Here is a 21,090-nt window from a genome sequence, read left to right on the forward strand (position 1 = left end):
GACTACGGGCCCGCGCCGCCGTGTGGTGTCGCGGGCCCGGTGGCGGGGCTCAGCCCCGTGAGCGCAGGACCTCGGCGACGACGGGCCCGGCGTTGGTGCCGCCGTGGCCCGACTCGGGGACGAGGGCGGCGACGGCGAGGTCGCCCCGGTAGGCGGTGAACCAGGCGTTGGGCAGCTCCTGCCCGTCCACCTCGGCCGAGCCGGTCTTCCCGCCGAGGTCGCCGCCGAGACCGGCCAGCGCCTCCGCCGCGGTGCCGCTGGTCGCGGTGCGGCTCATCAGGGCGCGCAGCTCCTGCCCGGTCGCGGCGGACAGGCCGCGCGGCGCGGTGGCGAGCTGGCGGCCGTCGAAGTCCGGCGGGATCAGGTAGGGCTGGCGGAAGACGCCGCTCTGCACGGTGGCGGAGACCGAGGCGATGGTCATCGGGTTCATGCGGACGCCGCCCTGGCCGATGAGCGCCGCGGCCATCTGCGCGTTGGCCTCGGTGGGCACCGCGCCGTCCATCGAGGTCGTGCCGACCGACCAGGTGAGGCCCAGGCCGAAGACGTCACGCGCCTGGTCGCCCAGGTCCTCGTCGGCGAGTTCCGGCGCCTGGCTGATGAAGGCGGTGTTGCAGGACGCGGCGAAGCTGTCCGCGAAGGTGCCGCCCTCGATCTCGAACTCGTCCAGGTTCTGGAAGCGCCAGCCGCCGTGCTCGAAGTACTGCGGGCAGGGGTGCGGGGCGCCCGCCGAGGCGAGGCCGCGGTCGATGAGCAGCGAGGCGGTGACGATCTTGAAGGTCGAGCCGGGCGCGTAGGAGCCTTCGAGGGCCGTGTTGAAGCCGTCGGCCGGGGAGTTGGCGACCGCCTGGATGGCGCCGGTGCTCGGCTGGATGGCGACGACCGAGGCGCTGTCGCGGGCGGCGACGGCCTCCTCGGCGGCGGCCTGGAGCGCCGGGTCGATGGTGGTGGGCACCTCGCCCGCGGCGGGCTCGGCGAGGACGGCGAGCTGCTCGACCGTCTCCCCCTCTGCGTCCACGATGCGCAGTTCGCCCCCGGCGGTGCCGCCGGACGACGCGCCGTACCGCTCGCGCAGGTCGTCCAGGATCGGCGTGAGCGAGGGGTGGTCCTCGGCGGTGAGGACGTCGCCGTTCGCGTCCAGCACCTCGACGGGCGGCAGCTCGTCGATCGGGCCCGTCTCGATCAGCTGCCCCTCGGCGAGCGAGGGGTGGATCAGCGCCGGGTCCCAGGCCACGACCGCGTCGCCCGTGCCCTCCTCGCGGACGACCTCAAGCGCCGAGGCGAACTCCCAGGGCGCCGGGTCGATCGCGTCGTCGTCGATCGAGACGGTCGCGGTCGCCGCGAACGGCACCCGCGCGCCGTCCGCCGGGGACGCCTCAAGCACCAGGTCGGCGAGCCCGGCCCGTTCGACCAGCGCGTCCAGCACGAGGCGGGCCGCCTGCGCGTCGTCCGTCAGCCCGGCCGCCGTGGCGGTGTCCCCCATGGCCCAGGCGTCGAGGAACGCCGCCGACGCCGCCGTGACCTCCTCGTCCGTGAGGGGTTCCTGCTCCTCGGGCGACGGCGTCGCGTCCGAGGTGGACGCGACGTTGGCCGTGCCCCCGCCCTCGTCGCCCCCGCCCAGCAGGCTGTACGCGCCGAACCCCACCGCCGAGACAACTACCGCACAGACACCCGCTGTGACGGCGATCCGCTGTCCGCTCCGCATCGCTTACGCCCTGTCCCGCCCCTGAAGGAGGCCCCGCGGGCCTCACTGAGATGCCCCGGAATCCGGCGGCATGGCCGCAGCATAACCGCTACGCCCGGTAGCCCGGAGGGCAGCCCCGCGTCACATCTTCGTCACACCCGGGCGGACCCGTGGCCTCAGATCCAGCTGTCGAGCCACATCCGGGCCCGCCAGCCGTCGCGCGGGATCTCCATACCGGTGTAGATCGGGTAGAAGTACACGAAGTTCCACACGATCAGCAGCACGATGACGCCCGCCGCCACGATGCCCGCGACGCGGCGGCGTTCCGTCGAGCCCGGCGGCCCGAGGAGCGCGCCGAGCAGCAGGGCGACCGCCAGGCACAGGAACGGCACGAGCACGACGGCGTAGAAGTAGAAGATCGTCCGCTCCTGGTACATGAACCAGGGCAGGTACCCGGCCGCCACCGCGCACAGCACGGCGCCCGCCCGCCAGTCGCGGCGGAACAGCCAGCGGTAGCAGGCGTACGCCAGCGCGGCGCAGGCCGTCCACCACAGCACCGGGGTGCCGAGCGCGAGCACCTCGCGGGAGCAGCCGCTCGCGTGGGCGCAGCCGTTCTGGCCGGGGTCGGACGACTCGTAGAAGTACGTGACCGGCCGGGACGCGATCAGCCAGCTCCACGGGTTCGACTGGTAGTTGTGCTCCGAGGTGAGGCCGACGTGGAAGCTGTACACCTCGGTCGAGTAGTGCCACAGGCTGCGCAGCGGCGCGGGGATCCAGCCGTACGAGCTGCCCGCGCCCGTGGTGTCCGCCCAGTTGCGGTAGTAGCCGCCCGAGGTGGCGAACCAGCCCGCCCACGACGCGACGTACACGGCGAGCGCGACGGGGACGAGCGCGCAGAACGCGGGCAGCGCGTCCTTGCGGACCATCGCGCGGTGCGGGCTCCTCGCCCCGGCGACCCGGCGCGCGCCCGCGTCCCACAGGACGGTGAGGATGCCGAACGCGGCGAGCACGTACAGCCCGTTCCACTTCGTCGCGCACGCCAGGCCCAGGCACAGCCCCGCGACGACGCGCCACGGCCGCGCGCCGAGCCGCAGGCGGCGGGCGATGTCCGCGTCGGGGCGCAGCAGCCCGTCGCCGCCCTCGGGCAGCGCGGCGGCGAGGCGGGCGCGCGCCGCGTCGCGGTCGATCAGCAGCGCGCCGAACGCGGCGAGCATCCAGAACATGACGACCAGGTCGAGCAGCGCCGTGCGGCTCATCACGAAGTGCAGGCCGTCCACGGCCAGCAGCAGGCCCGCGAGGCAGCCGAGGAACGTGGAGCGGAACAGGCGGCGGCCGATGCGGCAGAGCATGAGGACGGACAGCGTGCCGAGCACGGCCGTCATGAAGCGCCAGCCGAAGGGGTCGAGCCCGAAGAGCCACTCCCCCAGGGCGATGATCCACTTCCCCGCGGGCGGGTGGACGACGTACGCGGCGGCGTCGGCCGCCGGGATGTCGCCCGCGATGATCCGCTCGTCGGCGTCGTCGGGCCAGTCGGTCTCGTAGCCGTGCTGGAGCAGCGACCAGGCGTCCTTGGCGTAGTACGTCTCGTCGAATATCACCGCGTCGGGGGACCCGAGATCGACGAACCGCAGGATCCCCGCGAGCAGCGCGACCAGCAGCGGGCCGCCCCAGCCCGTCATCCTGGCGAGGCGGGCGGCCGTGCCGGTGGCGAGGCCGAAGTACTGCCACAGCCGGGTGCCGGGCTCCGGGTACGGGGGGACGAGGCGTTCGCGCACCCCCGCGGCCCGCGGCGCGGCGTAGCCGAACCTGCGCAGCCTGCGCTCCCAGCCGGTGGCGGGGCCGGGGGCTGGGTTCCGGGGGGTCTCCGGCGGTGTGCCGGTCGCGGTCTGGCTGCTCATCACGGGCCATCTTGGCATCCGCCCGCTCCACGGCGGAGGGGGCGGCGCCCCGGCGGGTGACGGCCGGGGCGGGCGATGGGTGAGGATGTGGGGCGTGACAGGCATTCTCGTACTGGCCGGAACCCCCATCGGCGACCTCGCGGACGCGCCGCCGCGGCTGGCGCGTGAGCTGGCGGAGGCGGACGTCGTGGCGGCCGAGGACACGCGGCGGCTGCGGCGGCTCACGCAGGGCCTCGACGTGCGGATCGGCGGGCGGGTCGTGTCCTACTTCGAGGGCAACGAGGTGGCGCGCACGCCCGAGCTGGCCAAGGAGCTGGCGGACGGGGCGCGCGTCCTGCTGGTGACGGACGCGGGGATGCCGTCCGTGTCCGACCCCGGGTACCGGCTGGTCGCGGCGGCGGTGGAGCTGGGCGTACGGGTGACGGCGGTGCCAGGCCCCTCGGCCGTGCTCACGGCGCTGGCGCTGTCGGGGCTGCCCGTGGACCGGTTCTGCTTCGAGGGCTTCCCGCCGCGCAAGGCGGGCGAGCGTGCGGCGCGGCTGCGCGAGGTGGCGGACGAGCGGCGGACGCTCGTCTGGTTCGAGGCGCCGCACCGGCTCGCGGCGACGCTGGGGGCGATGGCCGAGGCGTTCGGCGGCGACCGGGCGGCGGCCGTGTGCCGGGAGCTGACCAAGACGTACGAGGAGGTGCGGCGCGGGCCGCTGGCGGAGCTGGCGGCCTGGGCCGAGGAGGGGGTGCGCGGCGAGATCACGGTCGTCGTCGCGGGCGCGGCCCCCGAGGAGGACGGCGCGGCGGCCGACCCGGCGGAGCTGGCGCGGCGGGTCGCCGGGCGCGAGGAGGCGGGGCAGGCGCGCAAGGAGGCCATCGCCGAGGTCGCGCGGGAGGCCGGGCTGCCGAAGCGCGCGGTGTTCGACGCGGTGGTGGCGGCCAAGCGCGGCTGAGCGGCGGGCGGGCGCCCGCGCGGGCCGCCGTAGGATCGGGGCATGCCCAAGTCCGCCAAGGCCAAGGCCGAGGAGATCGTCCCGCCGCCGCTGCCAGAGCCGCTGGCCGTGCCGGTCGCCGACTCGCACACGCATCTCGACATGCAGTCCCCGACCGTCGAGGAGGCGCTGGCCAAGGCGACCGCCGTGGGCGTGACGCGCCTCGTGCAGATCGGCTGCGACGTGGAGCGCGCCAGGTGGTCCGTCAAGACGGCCGCCGAGCACGACGCGATCTGGGCCGGGGTCGCCCTGCACCCGAACGAGGCCGCCCGCATCGAGGCCGAGCACGGCCCGGCGGCGCTCGACGCGGCGCTGGAGGAGATCGCCGGGATCGCGGAGCACCCCGAGGTGCGCGCCATCGGCGAGACGGGCCTCGACTACTACCGGACGGGCCCCGAGGGCACGGCCGCGCAGCAGCGCTCGTTCCGCCGCCACATCCGGCTGGCGAAGGAGCGGGACGTCGCGCTCGTCATCCACGACCGGGAGGCGCACGCCGACGTGCTGCGCATCCTGCGCGAGGAGGGCGCGCCGCGCCGTACCGTCTTCCACTGCTACTCGGGGGACGCGGAGATGAGCGAGGTCTGCGCGGAGGCCGGGTACTTCATGTCGTTCGCGGGCAACGTGACGTTCGCCAGCGCCCAGCCGCTGCGGGACGCGCTCGCCGCCGCGCCGCCCGAGCTGCTGCTCGTGGAGACGGACGCGCCGTTCCTGACGCCCGCGCCGTTCCGTGGGCGGCCGAACGCGTCGTACCTGGTCCCGGTGACGCTGCGCGCGATGGCCGTGGTGAAGGGGCTGTCGGAGGACGAACTCGCGGGGCACGTCGCGGAGAACACGCGGCGGGTGTTCGCGTGACGGCCGCCGACGTGCTGCTCGGTCCGGGCGACGTCCGCGAGCTGGCCGCCGCGCTGGGCCTGCGCCCCACGAAGCAGCGCGGGCAGAACTTCGTCATCGACGCGAACACGGTGCGGCGCATCGTGCGCGCGGCGGGCGTCGGGCCGGACGACACGGTGCTCGAAGTCGGCCCGGGGCTCGGGTCGTTGACGCTGGCGCTGCTCGCCGAGGCGGCGCACGTGACGGCCGTCGAGATCGACGACGTGCTGGCCGCCGCGCTTCCCGCGACGATCGCGGCGCGCCTGCCGGAGCGCGCGGACCGCTTCGCGCTGGTGCACGACGACGCGCTGCGCGTCATGGACCTGCCGGGCCCGCCGCCGCGCGCGCTGGTCGCGAACCTGCCGTACAACGTCGCCGTGCCCGTGCTGCTGCACATGCTCGCCGCCTTCCCGAGCCTGGAGCGCGGCCTCGTCATGGTGCAGGCGGAGGTGGCCGACCGGCTGGTGGCCGGTCCCGGCTCGAAGGTGTACGGCGTGCCGTCGGTGAAGGCCGCCTGGTACGCGAAGGCGCGCCGGGCGGGGTCGATCGGGCGGACGGTGTTCTGGCCCGCGCCGAACGTGGACTCGGGCCTGGTCGCGCTGGAGCGGCGCGATCCGCCCGTGACGACGGCGAGCCGCGCGGAGGTGTTCGCCGTGGTGGACGCGGCGTTCGCCCAGCGGCGCAAGACGCTGCGCTCGGCGCTGGCGGGCTGGGCGGGCTCGCCCGCGGCGGCCGAGGAGGCGTGCCGGGCGGCGGGCGTACCGGCGACGGCGCGCGGCGAGGCGCTGACGGTGACGGACTTCGCGCGGCTCGCGGAGCACCGGCCGGACGCGGGGCGGTGACGGCGCAGGGAACGCCTCCCGCGCAGGACGCCGTGGCGCGTCTCGCGGCGCACCGGGAGCGGTTCGACGCGCTGTTCGCGCGGTGGTTCTCGCAGGTGGAGGAACGTTTCGACGTGCCCCCGCTCACCCGCTTCCCACGCCGCGCCCTCGACCTGCTGCGCGACCAGTCGCTGCGCGGCGGCAAGCGCCTGCGGGTGGCCGTCCTGTACGAGGCCGCCGGCCTGGTGACCGGCGCGCACGTCGCGGGCCTGGACGAGGCGGCCGTCGCCGTCGAACTCCTCCACACGCACGGGCTGGTGCACGACGACATCATCGACGGCTCCCCCACGCGGCGCGGCGCCCCGTCCGTCCACGCCGCCTACCGCGCCGAGTTCCCCGGCAAGGAGCGCACGGCGCTCGGTCTCGCCGTGCTCGCGGGCGACCTCGCGGCGTTCCTGTCCGCCGACGCCGTGCTCACCGCGCCGCTGCCGGACGCGGTGCGGCTGGCGATGGGCGGTGTGCTGCTGCGCGCCGGGGCCGAGACCGTCGCCGGGCAGATCGCCGACCTGGAGCGCGACTTCCACCCGCTGCCCGACGAGGAACTGCTCGACGTCGTCGCCGAGTTCAAGTCGGCGCGCTACTCGGTGCTGGCGCCGCTGCGGCTCGGGCTGCTCGCGGCTGGCCAGGACCCGGCGGCGCACGACGCGACGCTGCGCCGGTACGCCGTCGCCGTCGGCGTCCTCGGGCAGCTCCGCGACGACTGGCTCGACCTGTTCGGCGACGCGTCGGCCACCGGCAAGCCCGCGGGCTCCGACCTGCGCGAGGGCCGCCGTACGTACGCCGTCCGCGCGCTGCTGGCCGCCGCCGACCCGGCGGAACGCGCCGTCGTCGAGGCGGCGCTCGGCGACCCCGGCTGCGGGCCCGCGACGGTCGCGCGGATACGAGGGATCGCCGCGCGCCGGGGCGTGGACGCCGCGCTGCGCGCCGCCATGCTGCGCCACGCGCGGGCCGCGTCGGAGGAGGCGGCGGGCTGGGAGGGCACCTGGCGCGCGGACGCCGTGGCGTTCTTCACGCTGCTCCCGCGCGCGATGACGCCCGCGGGCCCGCCCGTAGACTGAGGCCGTCCTCCGGAATCGCCGGAAGCAGCACGCCGGGAACTCCCGGCCGGGATCTGTGAGTCGCACCATGCCGCCCGCACCAGCCGTCACCGTCCGCGTGCCCGCGAAGGTCAACGTCCAGCTCGCCGTGGGCGCCCCGCGCCCCGACGGCTTCCACGACCTGGCCAACGTCTTCCTCGCCGTGGGGCTGTACGACCACGTCACCGCACGCGCCGCCGACACCGCGGAACCGCTGCTGACCTGCGAGGGCCCCGGCAGCGACGTCGTGCCGCTCGACGGCTCCAACCTCGCCGCACGCGCCGCCGTCCTCCTCGCCGAGCACCACGGCCTGAAGCCCGCCGTCCACCTGCACCTCGCCAAGGACATCCCCGTCGCCGGGGGCATGGCGGGCGGCAGCGCCGACGCCGCCGGGGCCCTCCTCGCCTGCGACGCGCTCTGGGGCACGGACACCCCGCGCGACGTCCTGCTCGGCCTGTGCGCGCGCCTCGGCTCCGACGTGCCGTTCAGCCTGGTCGGCGGCGCCGCCCTCGGCCGCGGGCGCGGCGAACTGCTGACGGAACTGCCGGTCGGCGGCACGTTCCACTGGGTCTTCGCGCTCGCCGACGGCGGCCTCTCCACGCCCGCCGTCTACCGCGAGTGCGACCGGCTGCGCGGCTCCACCCCCGTGCCGGCGCCCGAGCCCGACCCCGCGCTCCTCGCCGCCCTCGCGGCGGGCGACCCGCACGCCCTGGCCGCCGCGCTGCCCCGGGCGAACGACCTCCAGCCCGCCGCGCTGTCCCTGCGCCCCTCGCTGGCCGACACCCTGGACGCGGGCGGGCGCGGCGGCGCCCTGGCGGGCCTGGTCTCAGGATCGGGGCCCAGCGTCGCGTTCCTCGCCGCCGACGCCGAGGGCGCGCGGACGCTGGCCGCGGCCCTGTCCGCGTCGGGCACCTGCCGCGACGCCCGTGCGACAACAGCCCCCGCCCCCGGGGCGACTACCATCGTCTCCCATGCCTGAACAGCGGAATCTCGCCAGCGTCGAGTCCATCCGTAAGGTCTACGGGACCCGCACCCTGCTCGACGGGGTGTCGCTCGGCGTCGGGGAGGGCGACCGCATCGGGGTCGTCGGCCGCAACGGCGACGGCAAGACCACCCTCATCCGCATCCTGACGCGCGAGGAACCGGCCGACGAGGGCCGCGTCACGCACGCGGGCGGGCTGCGCCTCGGCGTCCTCACCCAGACCGACAGCCTCGACCCGGCCGCCACCGTGCGCCAGGAGGTCATCGGCGAGCTGGCCGACCACGAGTGGGCGGGCGACGCACGCGTCCGTGACGTGCTCACCGGCCTGTTCGGGAGCCTCGACCTGCCCGGCTTCCCCGCCGGGCTCGACACCGTCGTCGGGCCCCTGTCCGGCGGCGAGCGGCGCCGCGTCGCCCTCGCCAAGCTGCTGATCGCCGAGCAGGACATGATCGTCCTGGACGAGCCGACGAACCACCTCGACGTCGAGGGCATCGCCTGGCTCGCCGCCCACCTGCGGACGCGGCGCGCGGCGCTGGTCGTCGTGACGCACGACCGCTGGTTCCTCGACCAGGTGTGCACCCGCATGTGGGACGTGCAGCGGGCCACGGTCCACGCGTACGACGGCGGCTACACCGACTACGTGTTCGCGCGCGCCGAGCGGGAACGCGTCGCCGCCGCCGAGGAGTCGAAGCGGCAGAACCTCATGCGCAAGGAGCTGGCCTGGCTGCGGCGCGGCGCGCCCGCCCGTACCAGCAAGCCGCGCTTCCGCATCGAGGCGGCGAACGCGCTGATCGAGGACGTCCCGCCGCCGCGCGACACCGCCGCGCTGATGCGCTTCGCCGGGGCACGCCTCGGGAAGACGGTGTACGACCTGGAGGACGTCACCGTGAGCGTCGGCGAGGGCGGCGCGCGGCGCGAGCTGCTGACGAAGCTGACCTGGCAGCTCGGCCCAGGCGACCGCGTCGGCCTGGTCGGCGTGAACGGCGCGGGCAAGACGTCGCTGCTGCGCGCCATGGCGACGGGCGAGGCGAGCGCGGGGCGCGTCACGATCGGCAGGACGGTCAGGCTCGCGTACCTGTCGCAGGAGGTCGGCGAGTTGGACCCGGAGTGGCGGGTGCTCCAGGCCGTCGAGAACGTGCGCTCCCGCGTGGACCTCGGCGGGGGCAGGGAACTGACGGCGTCCCAGCTGTGCGAGCGCTTCGGCTTCGGCAAGGAGCGGCAGTGGACGCCGGTCGGCGACCTGTCGGGCGGCGAGCGGCGGCGGCTCCAGATCCTGCGGCTGCTGATGGACGAGCCGAACGTCCTGTTCCTCGACGAGCCGACCAACGACCTCGACATCGAGACGCTGACGCAGCTGGAGGACCTGCTCGACGGCTGGCCGGGATCGCTCGTCGTCATCAGCCACGACCGCTACTTCGTGGAGCGTGTCACAGACCAGGTGTTCGCGCTGCTGGGTGACGGCACGCTGCGGATGATGCCGCGCGGCATCGACGAGTACCTGGAGCGGCGGGCGCGGCAGGTCGCGGTCGCCGCGCCGTCCCCTGCGGCCGTCGCGCAGGCGGCGCCCGTGGCGGCGAAGCCGTCGCAGCTGTCGCGTGCGGCGCAGAAGGAGATCCAGCGCATCGAGCGGCGCCTGGACCGCGTCGGGGCGCGGGAGACCGAGCTGCACGGCGAGATGGCCGCGCACGCGACCGACTTCCAGCGCGTGGCGGGCCTTGACGCCGAGCTGCGTCAACTGGGCGAGGAGCGGGACGAGTTGGAGAACCGCTGGCTCGAACTGTCCGACGAGGGCTGAGCCGCCCCGCGGGGACCGGCGCGGCGACTGTCGGTGGCCGGTGGTAAACAGGTGAGCGACGGATTCGGACCGCCGGGCCCTGTGCCCGGCGGGTCAGCAGGGGGACGTATGGGGCAGCCGACACCGCCGCCGGAGGGCTCGTTCGGGCCGCCGCCGCGCATGGACGAGCAGGCCGGGCCGCAGGGGTACGCCTACCCGCCGCGGGTGCCGCAGGTCCCGCCCGCGCCGGACGGGTACGGCCCCGCCGGGCAGGGGGCGGTCGGCAGCTTCGGACCGCCGTCGCCGTCGGGCCCGCACACGCCGCCGTCCGCTCCCCCACCGGCGCCCACGCCGTACACGCCCGCCGCACCGTACGCCGCCGTGCCGCCGCCGCGGGGCGGTGGCGGCGGACGGCGCGGCGGCGGCGCGCGGACCGTCCTGATCGTCACGGCCGTCCTGGCCGTGCTCCTCGGGGCGGGCGGCCTCGTGTGGTCCCTCGGCGGCGACGGCGGCGGGAGCCCGGCGGACGACGGCCCGTCGGGCGGGCCCGACGCCGGGGGGCTGCCCTCGGAGCCGGTGGCGGCGTCCCTCGCCTGGGACCTGCCGATGCCCGAGGTCTCCGCCGAGGAGCACATGGTCAACGCGCGCGGCGGCTGGTTCACGGACGACACCTTCGTCCGGCTCATGGACGATGCGCTGGTGTCCTACGACCTGGAGACGGGCGCGGTGCGCTGGGAGATGCCGCTCGAACGGTCCGGCGGCCAGTGCAACGCCTCGCCGACGGCCGACGCGGGCCGCATCGCCGTCCTCCAGGGCCGGGACTGCGAGGCCGCCGGGATCGTGGACCTCGCGACCGGCGAGGAGATCGTCTCCATACCCGTCGGCGGCGGCGACGTCTCCCCTGGCGAGAACGACTATCCCGCCCTGATAGGCGACACGCTCGCCGTGGGGTGGGGCGTCGGCGGGGGCGGGTACAGCGTCTCGGAGGGCGCGCAGATATGGCGCTCGGCGCTGACCACCGAGCGGTGCGTGGAGCACGCCTTCACCGTGCTGGACGGGGTGTTCGTCTCGCAGCTCACCTGCCGCGACGCCTCGGGCGGCGACGACGGCGGCGCCCTGCGCGCCACCGACGAGGCGGGCGACGAGTTGTGGCGCTGGGACTACGGCACCACCTACGAGGACGAACTCCTCTCCGTCAACTCCGTGCTGTCGATCGACCCGCTGGTCGTCTCGGTGGAGCTGGGCGAGGACGAGGTCGGCATCGGCGAGGAGGCACTGCTCGTCGTGGACGACGCGTACCAGGAGGTCGCCACGCGGCTGGACTACGACAGCGACCGCTACGTCTCGCCGTGCCGCATCAACACGCTGGCGGAGTGCCCGCTCGGCGTCGTCAGGGACGGCCACCTGTACCTGGGGACGGACGTGCCCGGCGGTGACGGCGCCGTCGTCTCGTTCGACCTGGCGACCGGTCAGGGCGAGTACGAGATACCGGCGGTGGGCGGCGGGACCGTCCAGCCGTTCGGCGTCGTGGACGGCCGTGTCCTCGCCTACCAGCCGCCCACAGAACGGACGGGCGGGACGGTGGTGGCGATCGACCCGGAGACCGAGGAGGTGTCCACGGTGATGACCCTCGACCCCGCGGCCCGCGAGGCGGAGTGGACCCTCATGTCCGGCCTGTTCGTCATGGACCACATCCCCGTGTGGCACGAGGGCACGCTGCTGCTCCTCGGCCAGTCGTTCTCCGCGACCGACGCGGCGGAGGGCACGCCCGCGCTGCTCGTCTACCGCTAGGGCCCGTCTTCACAGGGCCCGCCCGGGGGATGGCCTGAACCGGCCGTCCGGGGTGGCGCGCGGGGGGATCATGGCCTATCTGTACGTCACTCGCGATCCGGAGGGGCCGGTCGTGACACCGGGTCCCGGGCGGCGTCGAGCCGACCGTGGCGGCGGCGTCCGGCCGGAGGGGGCGCGAGAAGGAGTCGGGACCGCCGAGCGTCCGTCTCCCGCACGACCGGCACCCGCCGCGGCCCGTCCGCACGCCCACACGCGCGGACGGCGTGCTCCGCGCGGCCCGCGCACGGGCGCCGGCGCTCTCCCGCCGTACCGGCCGGAGAGCTGAGCGCGACGACCGGGGCGGGGTGGAGGCCATGAACGTACGCGTGGTGGTGGTGGACGACAGGCGGCTGGTGGCCGAGGCGCTGGCCTCGGCGCTGCGGGTGCGCGGTCACCGGGTCCTGGGCGCGGGCGCACCCGTGACACGGCTGTGCGAACTGGCGGCGGGCAAGCAGCCGGACGTCGCCCTGCTGGGGTCGGCCGCGCCGGAGGCGCCCGGCGCGCTCGACCCGCTGCTGCGGATGCGGCAGGAGAACCCGCGGGTGGCCGTCGTGGTCCTCGGGCCCGTGCCGCGACCGCGCGGCGTGGCGGCGGCGTTCGCCGCCGGGGCGCGCGGCTATGTGCGCCACGACGAGCGCATAGAGGGGGTGGAACGGGCCATGATCAAGGCGAAGGCGGGAGAGGCGGCGGTGGCGCCGCAGCTGCTGCGCGACGCGTTCGCCGAGCTGCTGCATCCCCGGCTCGGCCCTGACGCGGAAGGCGCCAGGCTCGCCCGCATGCTGACGGACCGTGAGGCGGCCGTGCTGGCGCGGATCGTGGAGGGGGACGACACGCGCCGGATCGCCGAGGGGCTCGGGGTGGCGCCGAGCACGGCGCGGACGCATGTGCAGCGGCTGCTGACGAAGCTGGGCACGACGTCCCGCCTGGAGGCCGCCGCCCTGGCGGTGCGGACCGGGCTCCTCGACCACCGCCCGCCGCCCCGCTGAGCCGCCCCACGGACCGCCCCACGCGGGGCGGTCGGCGGGGCCGGGCAGGGCAGTGAGGCGGGGGCAGTGGGGCGGGGGGTCAGTGGGGCGGGGTGCCCTGGGGAGGGCCGCCGTCCCGTCCGCCGTCCACGGACCGCCCGGAGGCGGACGCGGCGTAGTGGTCGCCGTGCGGGTCGGCGTGCAGGTTCTCGGCGCGGGGGGCGACGGGCCGCGACGCGCGGCGCCGCCCCTGCGTGACGGGCGGCACGGCCGCGTCCGTCTGCCGCACGAGGCGCAGGCGGGGCCCCCAGCGCTCCAGCAGCGGCGCGAGGACGCGCGCCGCCGCGGCGGTGAGGGCGAGGACCAGGGCGGCCGTGACGGCGCCCCCGAGGGTGAACCCGGCCAGCACGTCGTGCGGGTAGTGGACGCCCACGGCCACCCGCAGGAGCCCGGCCAGCGCGCCGAGGGGCAGGGCGATCGGTGCCAGCCTGGGCCGGAGCACGCTCAGGCCCACGGCGAGGCCGAAGGCGAGCGTCGAGTGGTTGCTCGGGAAGGACCAGTCGCCGGGCGGCGGGCACGCGGCGACGGGGTCGGCGCCGCTCACGGCGCGGCAGGGCCGCTCCTCGTCCACCATGAGCTTGAACGTCTCGCTGGCGGCGTAGGCGAGGAGGGTGCCCGTACCGGCGAGAACGGTCGCGGCGGCGGTGCGCGCGTCGCTCCGGCGCAGGGCGGACCAGCAGGTCCACAGCAGGAGGAGGCCGAGGGCGATCACGCTGCCCTCGCTCGCTATCTCCAGGGCGAGGTGCACGAGATGCGGCGCGTCGGCCAGTGCGTCGGTGAGCGAGCGGTACAGGGACGCGGACGCGCCGCCGGTCACCAGGACGGGCCCGGCGTCGCCCCCCGTGAAGGCCCCGGGGCCGCCGGGGGCGAGCAGCATCAGCAGCCCCGCCCCGCCCAGGAGGACCACGAGGGCGGTGATCAGCGCGGCCGGTCCGGTCCTGCTGGCCGCCGCCTCGCGCTGCGCGGCCCGGCGGGCGGCGCGGCCCTGCGGCGGTGGGCCGGGGGGCTCCGGTGGTGACGGGTCGGATGTTTCCGTTCTCATACCGACTCACCGTAAGCCCTGGACGACTGACGTTGCGTCGGCCTAACGGCAGGATGAATTCCTGCCGTTGAACGGCGGACGTCCCGGGGGCGCGTCCCGGCTGGGGCGCGTCTTCACAGGGGGCGTCCGGCCGCTCGTGGCGTCCGGTGCGTGCGAGCGCAAGGCGCCGGATCGTCCTCGTACAGGTCGTAGCAGGGCGATGCGGCAACGCAGCGAGCGTGCGTGCCAGGCGCCGTGAGCAGGGCGACCCCTGTGAAGACGGGCCCTACGCGGCCGTCAGCAGACCGCGCAGCGCGGCGGTGTCGATGACATGGGCGCGGCTAGGGAAGACCTCGCCGACCAGGACGTCGTGGACGGCCGCCCGCGTGTCGGCGACGCCGTCGGACAGCACGTACAGCCGGTAGTCGCGGTCGGCGGCGTCGATGACCGTGGAGAGCACGACGCCGCTGGTGGAGATCCCGGCGAGGACGAGCGTCGTGATGCCGCGCTCGCGCAGCCGCTCGGCGAGGTCGGTCGTGGAGAACGCGCCGAAGCGCACCTTGCGGACCTCGATGTCGCCGGGGCGCGGCGCGATCCGCGCGTCCACGGCGGTGCCGGGCGCGTCCGCGTCCAGGCGGCCCCGGTGCGCGGCGAGGGGGGCGAACGCCTTGTTGGTGGCGGGCACGGCGTCGTAGTCGGCGTCGGTGAGGGCGACGCGGACGTAGCCGATGGTGCCGCCCTTCGCGCGGACGTCGGCGACGGCGCCCGCCACGCGCTCCACGAGGGCGTCGGCCTCGTCGCGCGGCAGCGAGCCGAGGACGGCGGGCTCGAAGTCCATGACGAGCAGGGCGGTGGTGCGGGCGTCGGCGGTGGGGGTGCTGGGGGTGGTCATGCGGCGTGCTCCTTACGCTCGGAGGGGTGCTCGGAAGGGTGCTCGGAAGGGTGCTCGGAAGGGGTGGTGGCCGGTCGGCGCAGCGCGCGGTCCGTGAGGACCATCAGCAGCAGGAGGGCGCTGACGGCGATGAGGACGACGGCGATGGTGTGCAGGCCGTCGTCGGTGACCTCGTCCTGGAAGACGACGCCGGTGAGCGTCGAGGAGGCGATCGAGCCGATGTAGGCGAAGGTCCGCAGCAGCCCGGCCGCCGTGCCGATCTGCCCGGCGGGGGCCTGGAGGTAGAGGGCGGTCTGGTTCCCGACCGACTGGGTGCCGACCGTGACGCCGAAGACCAGCGTGACGCCGACGATGGCCAGGACGGGGGCCGACGTGCCGAGGAACAGCATGCCGACCGACCCCGCCAGGGAGGCGGTCGCGGCGGCCACCAGGGCCCCGCGCACCAGGTTCCGGCGGGCGACGGGCCGGGTGATCAGGACGGCGAGGCCGCTCATCGGCAGGACCAGCAGCCCCGCCTGCTCCGCCGACAGCCCGCGCCCGGCCTCCAGCCACTGCGTGACGCCGTACATGACGGTGTAGATGCCGAGGGTGGTGAGGGCGACGCGCAGGTAGGTGCGCACGAGCGCCAGGTTCGACGCGAGCAGCCGTACGTCGAGGAACGGCGTGGCGGCCCGCAGTTCCCACGCGGTGAGCGCCGCGGCCAGCGCGACGGCCAGGGCGAGCGCGGCCCAGGCGGGCTCGGGCAGCGCCATGAGGAAGACGAGCAGCGCGGTCATGGCGCCGCCGAAGCCCGCGATCCCGGCGACGTCGGTCCTGGCGGCGACCTCGCGCGCCGTCCGGCGCCGCGCCACGGGCGGGTCCCGGGGTATCCAGGCCCAGGTCATGGCCAGTGCGGCGAGGGCGAAGGGGACGCTGACCAGGAACGTCCAGCGCCATCCGGCCGCGCCGACGAGGAGGCCGCCGACGGGCAGGCCGAGCGCCAGGGTCGCCTGCCCCGCGACGGACAGCGCGCCGAGGACCCGGCCGGGCGGTTCGGCCAGCCCGGCGGCGGTGGCGCGGCGCCGTACGAGCAGCATGGCGGTGGGGTAGGCGGCCGAGGTGCCGATGCCGAGGAGGACCCGGGCGACGACGAGCGTCGTCAGGTTCCGCCCAAGGGCGCCGAGCACGGCCCCGGCGACGACGAGGGCGGCGCCCGTCATGAAGACGCGGCGCGGGCCGAACTCCTCGGCGAGCCTGCCCGCCGTGGGCTGCGCGACGGCGCTGGCGAGGTAGAGGGCGGCCACGAGCACGGCGACGCGGCCGACCGGCACGCCGAGGGAGCCCGCGATCGGGGTGAGGGCGGTGGCGAGCAGGGAGCTGTTGACGGGGTTCAGCGAGGCGCCCAGGAGGAGCGGCGTCGTGAACCGCCAGGAGAACGGCGCTCCGCTCACGGGGCGGCCCCCTTCCGGCCGCTCCCCTTCCGCCCGGGGTTGTGCACGTCGGAGGCGGCGAGCCGCTCCAGCAGGTCGAGGGCCGCGTCGAGGGCGGGGCGTTCTTCCGGGCCGACGAGGGTGTCGAGCGCCTGCGTCAGCCAGGCCACGCGGGACGCGCGAAGGGTGCGCACCAGCTCGTCGCCGCTGGCGTGGGCGCTGATCAGCGTGCGGCGTCCGTCGGCCGGGTCGCGGCGTGCCGTGACGAGGCCCGCCTCCTTGAGGGCGGCGAGGTTCTGCGCGATCGACTGCGGGCTGACGTGTTCCGCCCCGGCGAGGTACGCGGCGGTGACCGGCCCCTCGTCGATGACGCGGCGCAGGACGGACAGCTGCGAGATGGACAGCCCGGTGTCGTGCGTGCCCGACTCCTCGCGCAGGCGGGAGCGCAGCCGGGTGATGGCGACGCCCAGCCGGTGCGCGGTCTCGACGGTGTCGGGCGGCGGGGGTACGTCCGCCGTGTCCTGGGGACCGGTCATGGGACCACCGTACGTTTGGCCAAGTTACTTGCGCAAGTTGCTTGGCCATCAGGCGGCCGGCGCCCCCTCCTCACCGCGCGTACCGCACTGTATGCTGCCTAATGTTTGATTCTGTTGGACTTCGCTGGATCTGGACTGCTGATGAAGAGGACCGCGACCCGGCTGGCCGACGGCCGTGAGCTGATCTACTACGACGCGCACGACGACGCCGTCCGCGACGCCTTCGACCGCCGCCCCCTCTCCCCCGCCCCCTCCCGCTCCGAGATCCGCCACGACCCGCTCCTCGACGACCACGTCACCTACGCCGCCCACCGCCAGGACCGCACCTACCGCCCGCCCGCCGACCAGTGCCCGCTCTGCCCCACCCGGGGCGACCGGCTCACCGAGATCCCGGCCACGAGCTACGAGGTCGCCGTCTTCGAGAACCGCTTCCCGTCCTTCGGCGACGGCACAGGACGCTGCGAGGTCGTCTGCTTCACCCCCGACCACCACGCGTCGTTCGCCGACCTGACCGAGGAACAGACGGCGCTGGTGCTGTACGCCTGGACCGACCGCACCGCGGAACTGGCCCAGCACCCCGGCGTACGCCAGGTGTACTGCTTCGAGAACCGCGGCGCCGAGATCGGCGTCACCCTCGGCCACCCGCACGGCCAGATCTACGGCTACCCGTACGTCACCCCGGCCACCGCGCGCGCCCTGCGGTCCGTCCGCGCCCACCGGGCCGCCACCGGCGCCAACCTGTACGACCACCTCCTCGACGGCGAACGCTCCGCCGCCCGCCGCGTCGTCCTCGACACCGCCCACTGGACCGCGTTCGTCCCCCACGCCGCGCGCTGGCCCTACGAGGTGCACCTCTACCCGCGCCGCCGCGTCCCCGACCTGCCCGCCCTGGACGACGGGGCGCGCGCCGCGTTCCCCGCCGTCTACCTCGAACTGCTGCGCCGCTTCGACCGGATCTTCGGCGGGACCACCGACGCGACACCGTATATTTCCGGCTGGCATCAGGCGCCGTTCGGCATCGATGACCGCGAGGACTTCGCCCTGCACCTTGAGCTGTTCACGATCCGCCGCAGCCCGGGCAAGCTGAAGCACCTCGCCGGATCGGAGTCGGGCATGGGCGCCTTCGTGAACGACGTGCTGCCGGAGGCCGCGGCCGACCGGCTGCGAGAGGTGGCGACGGACAAGTGAGCACGTATCTGGTGACGGGCGGCGCGGGCTACGTGGGCAGCGTGGTCGCGGCCCATCTGCTGGCGGCCGGACACCGCGTGACGGTCCTCGACGACCTGTCCACCGGCTTCAAGGAGGGCGTGCCGCCGGGCGCCGAGCTGGTCGAGGGCCGCGTGCAGGACGCCGCGGGCCTGCTCGGCGTGGGCGGCTTCGACGCCGTGCTGCACTTCGCGGCCTCGTCCCAGGTCGGCGAGTCCGTCACCGACCCGGGGAAGTACTGGCGCAACAACGTCGCGGGCTCGCTCGAACTGCTCACCGCCATGCGGGACGCAGGCGTGCGCCGCCTCGTCTTCTCCTCCACCGCCGCCGTCTACGGCGAACCGGCGGGCAGCCCCATCACCGAGGACTTCCCCACCGCGCCCACCAACCCGTACGGCGCCAGCAAGCTCGCCGTGGACCACATGATCACCAGCGAGGCGCACGCCCACGGCCTCGCCGCCGTCTCCCTGCGCTACTTCAACGTCGCGGGCGCCCACCACACCGGCGAGGGCACCTTCGGCGAACGGCACGACCCGGAGAGCCACCTCATCCCGATCGTCCTCCAGGTCGCCCAGGGCCGCCGCCCGTCGATCTCCGTCTACGGCACCGACTACCCGACGCCCGACGGCACCTGCGTCCGCGACTACATCCACGTCGCCGACCTCGCCGAGGCCCACCTGCTCGCCCTCGGCGCCGCCACCCCGGGCGAGCACCTGATCTGCAACCTCGGCAACGGCAACGGCTTCTCGGTCCGCGAGGTCGTCGAGGCCGCCCGCCGCGTCACCGGGCACCCCGTCCCCGAGACGGCGTCCCCCCGCCGCCCCGGCGACCCGGCCGTCCTCGTCGCCTCCGCCGACCGCGCCCGCGACCGCCTCGGATGGCGCCCGAGCCGCACCGACCTGGACGGCATCATCGCGGACGCGTGGGCGTTCGCCCGGCGGGAGGAGAGCGCGGGATGACCTCCCACGAGGACGTGTTCGGCGTCCCGCCGGAAGGCCGCTGGGCCGCGCCAGGACGTGTCAACCTCATCGGGGAGCACACCGACTACAACGAGGGCTTCGTCCTCCCCGCCGCCCTCCCCCACTCCACGGTCGCGACCGTCTCGCGCCGCCCCGACCGGCTGCTGCGCCTGCACTCGGCGGACGGCGCGGGCGGCGTGACCACGCTCGACCTCGACGCCCTGGAGCCCGGCCGCCCCGGCGGCTGGGCCGCCTACCCGGCCGGGGTCGTGTGGGCGCTGCTCGGCGAAGGCCACGCCCTGGGCGGCGCCGACGTCCACTTCACGTCGGACGTCCCCGTGGGCGCGGGCCTGTCGTCGTCGGCCGCCCTTGAGGTGGTGACGGCCCTCGCGTTCGGCGACCTGTACGGGCTCGGGCTCACCCCCGACGCCCTCGCGCGCGTCGCCCGGCGTGCCGAGAACGACTTCGTCGGCATGCCCTGCGGCATCCTCGACCAGATGGCGTCGGCCGCCTGCGCGGCCGGGCACGTCCTCTTCCTCGACACCCGCGACCTGACCAGGCGCCAGGTGCCGTTCGCCATGGAGGAGGCAGGCCTGCGGCTGCTCGTCGTGGACACCGGCGTCACGCACGCGCACGCCGACGGGGCGTACGCGCGGCGGCGCGCGGAGTGCGAGGCGGGCGCGGCGGCCCTCGGCGTGCCGTTCCTGCGCGACGTGCCGCCCGACCGCCTCGACGACGCCCTCGCCCGGCTGACGGACCCGGTGGTACGCCGCCGCGTGCGGCACGTGGTGACGGAGGACCGGCGCGTCGAGCGGGTCGTCGCCCTCCTCGACGCGGGCCGCCCCCGCGCCATCGGCCCCGTCCTGACGGAGGGACACGCCTCCCTGCGCGACGACTTCGAGGTCTCCTGCCCGGAACTCGACCTCGTCGTCTCGGCGGCGGGCGCGGCGGGCGCCCTGGGCGCGCGGATGACGGGCGGCGGATTCGGCGGCTCGGCGGTCGTCCTCGTGGACGCAGAGGCGGCGCAGGCGGTCGGCGCGGCGGTCCTGGCGGCGTTCGCCGACGCCGGGCTGCGCGCGCCGCGCGTCTTCGCCGCCGTCCCGTCCGCGGGCGCGCGCCGGCTCCCCCTCTGACCGCGCGGTTCTTCCCGGGTTACTTCTGTTAAACCACTGCCCGGCCGGGCGTGCCGCACGTAGTCTGAGGGGCAGCACCGGTGGGGGCCGGTGCTGTTTCAGGGGGCGAGAGCGGCGGGTGCGTGCCCGCGACCGGCATCGGTGCGGTACGGCGGCGGCCGTACGGCCGGAACGACCGCCGGGCGTGGCGTCCGTACCCGCCGATGCCCGCCGCCACCCACCGTCTCCCCGCTCCCCCGGGCTCTCGAAGGGCAGCGCAGTGGACCGTATCCGGGTGCTGGTGGTGGACGGACACCGGATCTTCGCCGAGTCCCTGGCCACCGCCCTCGGCGCAGAACAGGACGTCGAGGCAGCCGCCGTGGGCACCCCGCAGGCCGCCCTCCAGCATCTCGAACGGACGGCGTACGACATCCTGCTGCTCGACGTCGAACTCGACGGCGACGGCGCGCTGCTCACCGCCGCAGGGGACCGCTTCCCCGACCTGCGCACCGTCATGCTCGCCACGGCCGACGACGCGCGGCTCGCGGCGCAGGCGCTGTCGGCGGGGGCGCGCGGCTGGGTGGCGAAGGACAGTTCCCTCGCCCGGTTGCTGCTGGTCGTCCGGGGCGCGCTGCGCGACGAGACGCACGTCCCCCCGGCGCTGCTGACCGGCGTCCTGCGCGAACTCGACCGCGACCGGCGCCACCGCACCGAGCACGAGCGGCTGGTGGACGCCCTGACGCCCCGTGAACTCGAAGTGCTGCGTTGCATGCTGGCCGGAATGGGACGCAAGGCCGTGGCGGAGCGGCTCTACCTGTCGCCCCACACGGTCCGCACCCACATGCAGAACGTGCTGAGCAAGCTGGGCGTCCACTCGACGCTCGCCGCCGTCGCCCTGGCCCGCCGCGCAGGGATCCCTCCGGCCGACTGACACGGCAGGGGCGGGAACGCGGCGATCC

At 75.6% G+C, this 21,090-nt stretch carries 18 protein-coding genes; 12 read left to right on the forward strand and 6 right to left on the reverse strand.

The window, feature by feature from the left end; all coding sequences use genetic code 11:
* Positions 1–49: 49 nt before the first annotated feature.
* Together IF27_RS12745 and IF27_RS12750 are read right to left on the reverse strand one after the other, a co-directional pair.
* Positions 50–1,702: a penicillin-binding transpeptidase domain-containing protein gene (locus IF27_RS12745; protein WP_190232925.1), complete on the reverse strand. Its 1,653-nt coding sequence runs from the start codon at positions 1,700–1,702 to the stop codon at positions 50–52.
* Positions 1,703–1,857: 155 nt separating this feature from the next.
* The gene (locus IF27_RS12750; RefSeq protein ID WP_052849631.1) at positions 1,858–3,579 is read right to left on the reverse strand and encodes a dolichyl-phosphate-mannose--protein mannosyltransferase; all 1,722 of its coding nucleotides are present in this window, start codon (positions 3,577–3,579) and stop codon (positions 1,858–1,860) included.
* A 94-nt stretch (positions 3,580–3,673) separates the two neighbouring features.
* On the opposite strand from IF27_RS12750, the gene rsmI reads away from it, so the two are divergent.
* The 8 genes from rsmI (at position 3,674) to IF27_RS12790 (ending at position 12,957) form a co-directional block, all read left to right on the forward strand.
* Positions 3,674–4,519 carry a 16S rRNA (cytidine(1402)-2'-O)-methyltransferase gene (gene rsmI, locus IF27_RS12755; RefSeq protein WP_190232926.1) on the forward strand — a complete coding sequence of 282 codons (846 nt, stop codon included), beginning with the start codon at positions 3,674–3,676 and terminating at the stop codon, positions 4,517–4,519.
* 42 nt (positions 4,520–4,561) lie between these two features.
* Positions 4,562–5,410: a TatD family hydrolase gene (locus IF27_RS12760; RefSeq protein ID WP_052849633.1), complete on the forward strand. Its 849-nt coding sequence runs from the start codon at positions 4,562–4,564 to the stop codon at positions 5,408–5,410.
* Entirely contained in the window at positions 5,407–6,270 is an 864-nt protein-coding gene (rsmA, locus tag IF27_RS12765) for a 16S rRNA (adenine(1518)-N(6)/adenine(1519)-N(6))-dimethyltransferase RsmA (RefSeq protein ID WP_052849634.1), read from the forward strand. Before IF27_RS12760 ends, rsmA begins: the two co-directional genes overlap by 4 nt.
* Positions 6,267–7,367, forward strand: coding sequence for a polyprenyl synthetase family protein (locus tag IF27_RS12770; protein WP_223291034.1), 1,101 nt, complete (start codon positions 6,267–6,269; stop codon positions 7,365–7,367). The genes rsmA and IF27_RS12770 overlap by 4 nt, the downstream gene beginning before the upstream one ends.
* Positions 7,368–7,434: 67 nt before the next feature.
* The gene (locus IF27_RS12775; RefSeq protein ID WP_052849635.1) at positions 7,435–8,364 is read left to right on the forward strand and encodes a 4-(cytidine 5'-diphospho)-2-C-methyl-D-erythritol kinase; all 930 of its coding nucleotides are present in this window, start codon (positions 7,435–7,437) and stop codon (positions 8,362–8,364) included.
* Positions 8,357–10,162 (forward strand): ABC-F family ATP-binding cassette domain-containing protein, encoded by a 1,806-nt coding sequence (locus tag IF27_RS12780; protein ID WP_052849636.1) that lies wholly within the window; start codon positions 8,357–8,359, stop codon positions 10,160–10,162. Before IF27_RS12775 ends, IF27_RS12780 begins: the two co-directional genes overlap by 8 nt.
* 108 nt (positions 10,163–10,270) lie before the next feature.
* Positions 10,271–11,932, forward strand: coding sequence for an outer membrane protein assembly factor BamB family protein (locus IF27_RS12785; RefSeq protein WP_190232927.1), 1,662 nt, complete (start codon positions 10,271–10,273; stop codon positions 11,930–11,932).
* Positions 11,933–12,285: 353 nt separating this feature from the next.
* A complete protein-coding gene (locus IF27_RS12790; protein WP_052849820.1) occupies positions 12,286–12,957 on the forward strand; it encodes a response regulator transcription factor in 672 nt (223 codons plus the stop codon).
* Between the two features lie 79 nt (positions 12,958–13,036).
* On the opposite strand, the gene IF27_RS12795 is transcribed toward IF27_RS12790, so the two are convergent.
* The 4 genes from IF27_RS12795 to IF27_RS12810 form a co-directional block, all read right to left on the reverse strand.
* On the reverse strand, positions 13,037–14,038 hold the full coding sequence (locus tag IF27_RS12795) for a phosphatase PAP2 family protein (RefSeq protein ID WP_223291035.1): 1,002 nt from the start codon (positions 14,036–14,038) through the stop codon (positions 13,037–13,039).
* A 265-nt stretch (positions 14,039–14,303) separates the two neighbouring features.
* Positions 14,304–14,909 carry a cysteine hydrolase family protein gene (locus tag IF27_RS12800; protein ID WP_052849638.1) on the reverse strand — a complete coding sequence of 202 codons (606 nt, stop codon included), beginning with the start codon at positions 14,907–14,909 and terminating at the stop codon, positions 14,304–14,306.
* Positions 14,906–16,339 carry an MFS transporter gene (locus IF27_RS12805; protein WP_052849639.1) on the reverse strand — a complete coding sequence of 478 codons (1,434 nt, stop codon included), beginning with the start codon at positions 16,337–16,339 and terminating at the stop codon, positions 14,906–14,908. The genes IF27_RS12800 and IF27_RS12805 overlap by 4 nt, the downstream gene beginning before the upstream one ends.
* Positions 16,336–16,854 (reverse strand): MarR family winged helix-turn-helix transcriptional regulator, encoded by a 519-nt coding sequence (locus IF27_RS12810; protein ID WP_052849640.1) that lies wholly within the window; start codon positions 16,852–16,854, stop codon positions 16,336–16,338. Before IF27_RS12810 ends, IF27_RS12805 begins: the two co-directional genes overlap by 4 nt.
* Before the next feature lie 141 nt (positions 16,855–16,995).
* Here IF27_RS12810 and galT point away from each other — a divergent pair, with 141 nt between their 5' ends.
* The 4 genes from galT to IF27_RS12830 all read left to right on the forward strand — a co-directional run bounded on the left by galT (position 16,996) and on the right by IF27_RS12830 (position 21,062).
* Positions 16,996–18,042, forward strand: a complete 1,047-nt coding sequence (gene galT / locus IF27_RS12815) for a galactose-1-phosphate uridylyltransferase (RefSeq protein WP_052849641.1) — start codon at positions 16,996–16,998, stop codon at positions 18,040–18,042.
* The gene (galE, locus tag IF27_RS12820) at positions 18,039–19,019 is read left to right on the forward strand and encodes a UDP-glucose 4-epimerase GalE (protein ID WP_052849642.1); all 981 of its coding nucleotides are present in this window, start codon (positions 18,039–18,041) and stop codon (positions 19,017–19,019) included. The genes galT and galE overlap by 4 nt, the downstream gene beginning before the upstream one ends.
* The gene (gene galK, locus IF27_RS12825) at positions 19,016–20,152 is read left to right on the forward strand and encodes a galactokinase (protein ID WP_052849643.1); all 1,137 of its coding nucleotides are present in this window, start codon (positions 19,016–19,018) and stop codon (positions 20,150–20,152) included. Before galE ends, galK begins: the two co-directional genes overlap by 4 nt.
* Before the next feature lie 259 nt (positions 20,153–20,411).
* A complete protein-coding gene (locus tag IF27_RS12830; protein WP_052849644.1) occupies positions 20,412–21,062 on the forward strand; it encodes a LuxR C-terminal-related transcriptional regulator in 651 nt (216 codons plus the stop codon).
* The last annotated feature ends 28 nt before the right edge of the window (positions 21,063–21,090 follow it).

Source organism: Streptomyces avicenniae (assembly GCF_000719135.1).
GTDB lineage: Bacteria > Actinomycetota > Actinomycetes > Streptomycetales > Streptomycetaceae > Streptomyces > Streptomyces avicenniae.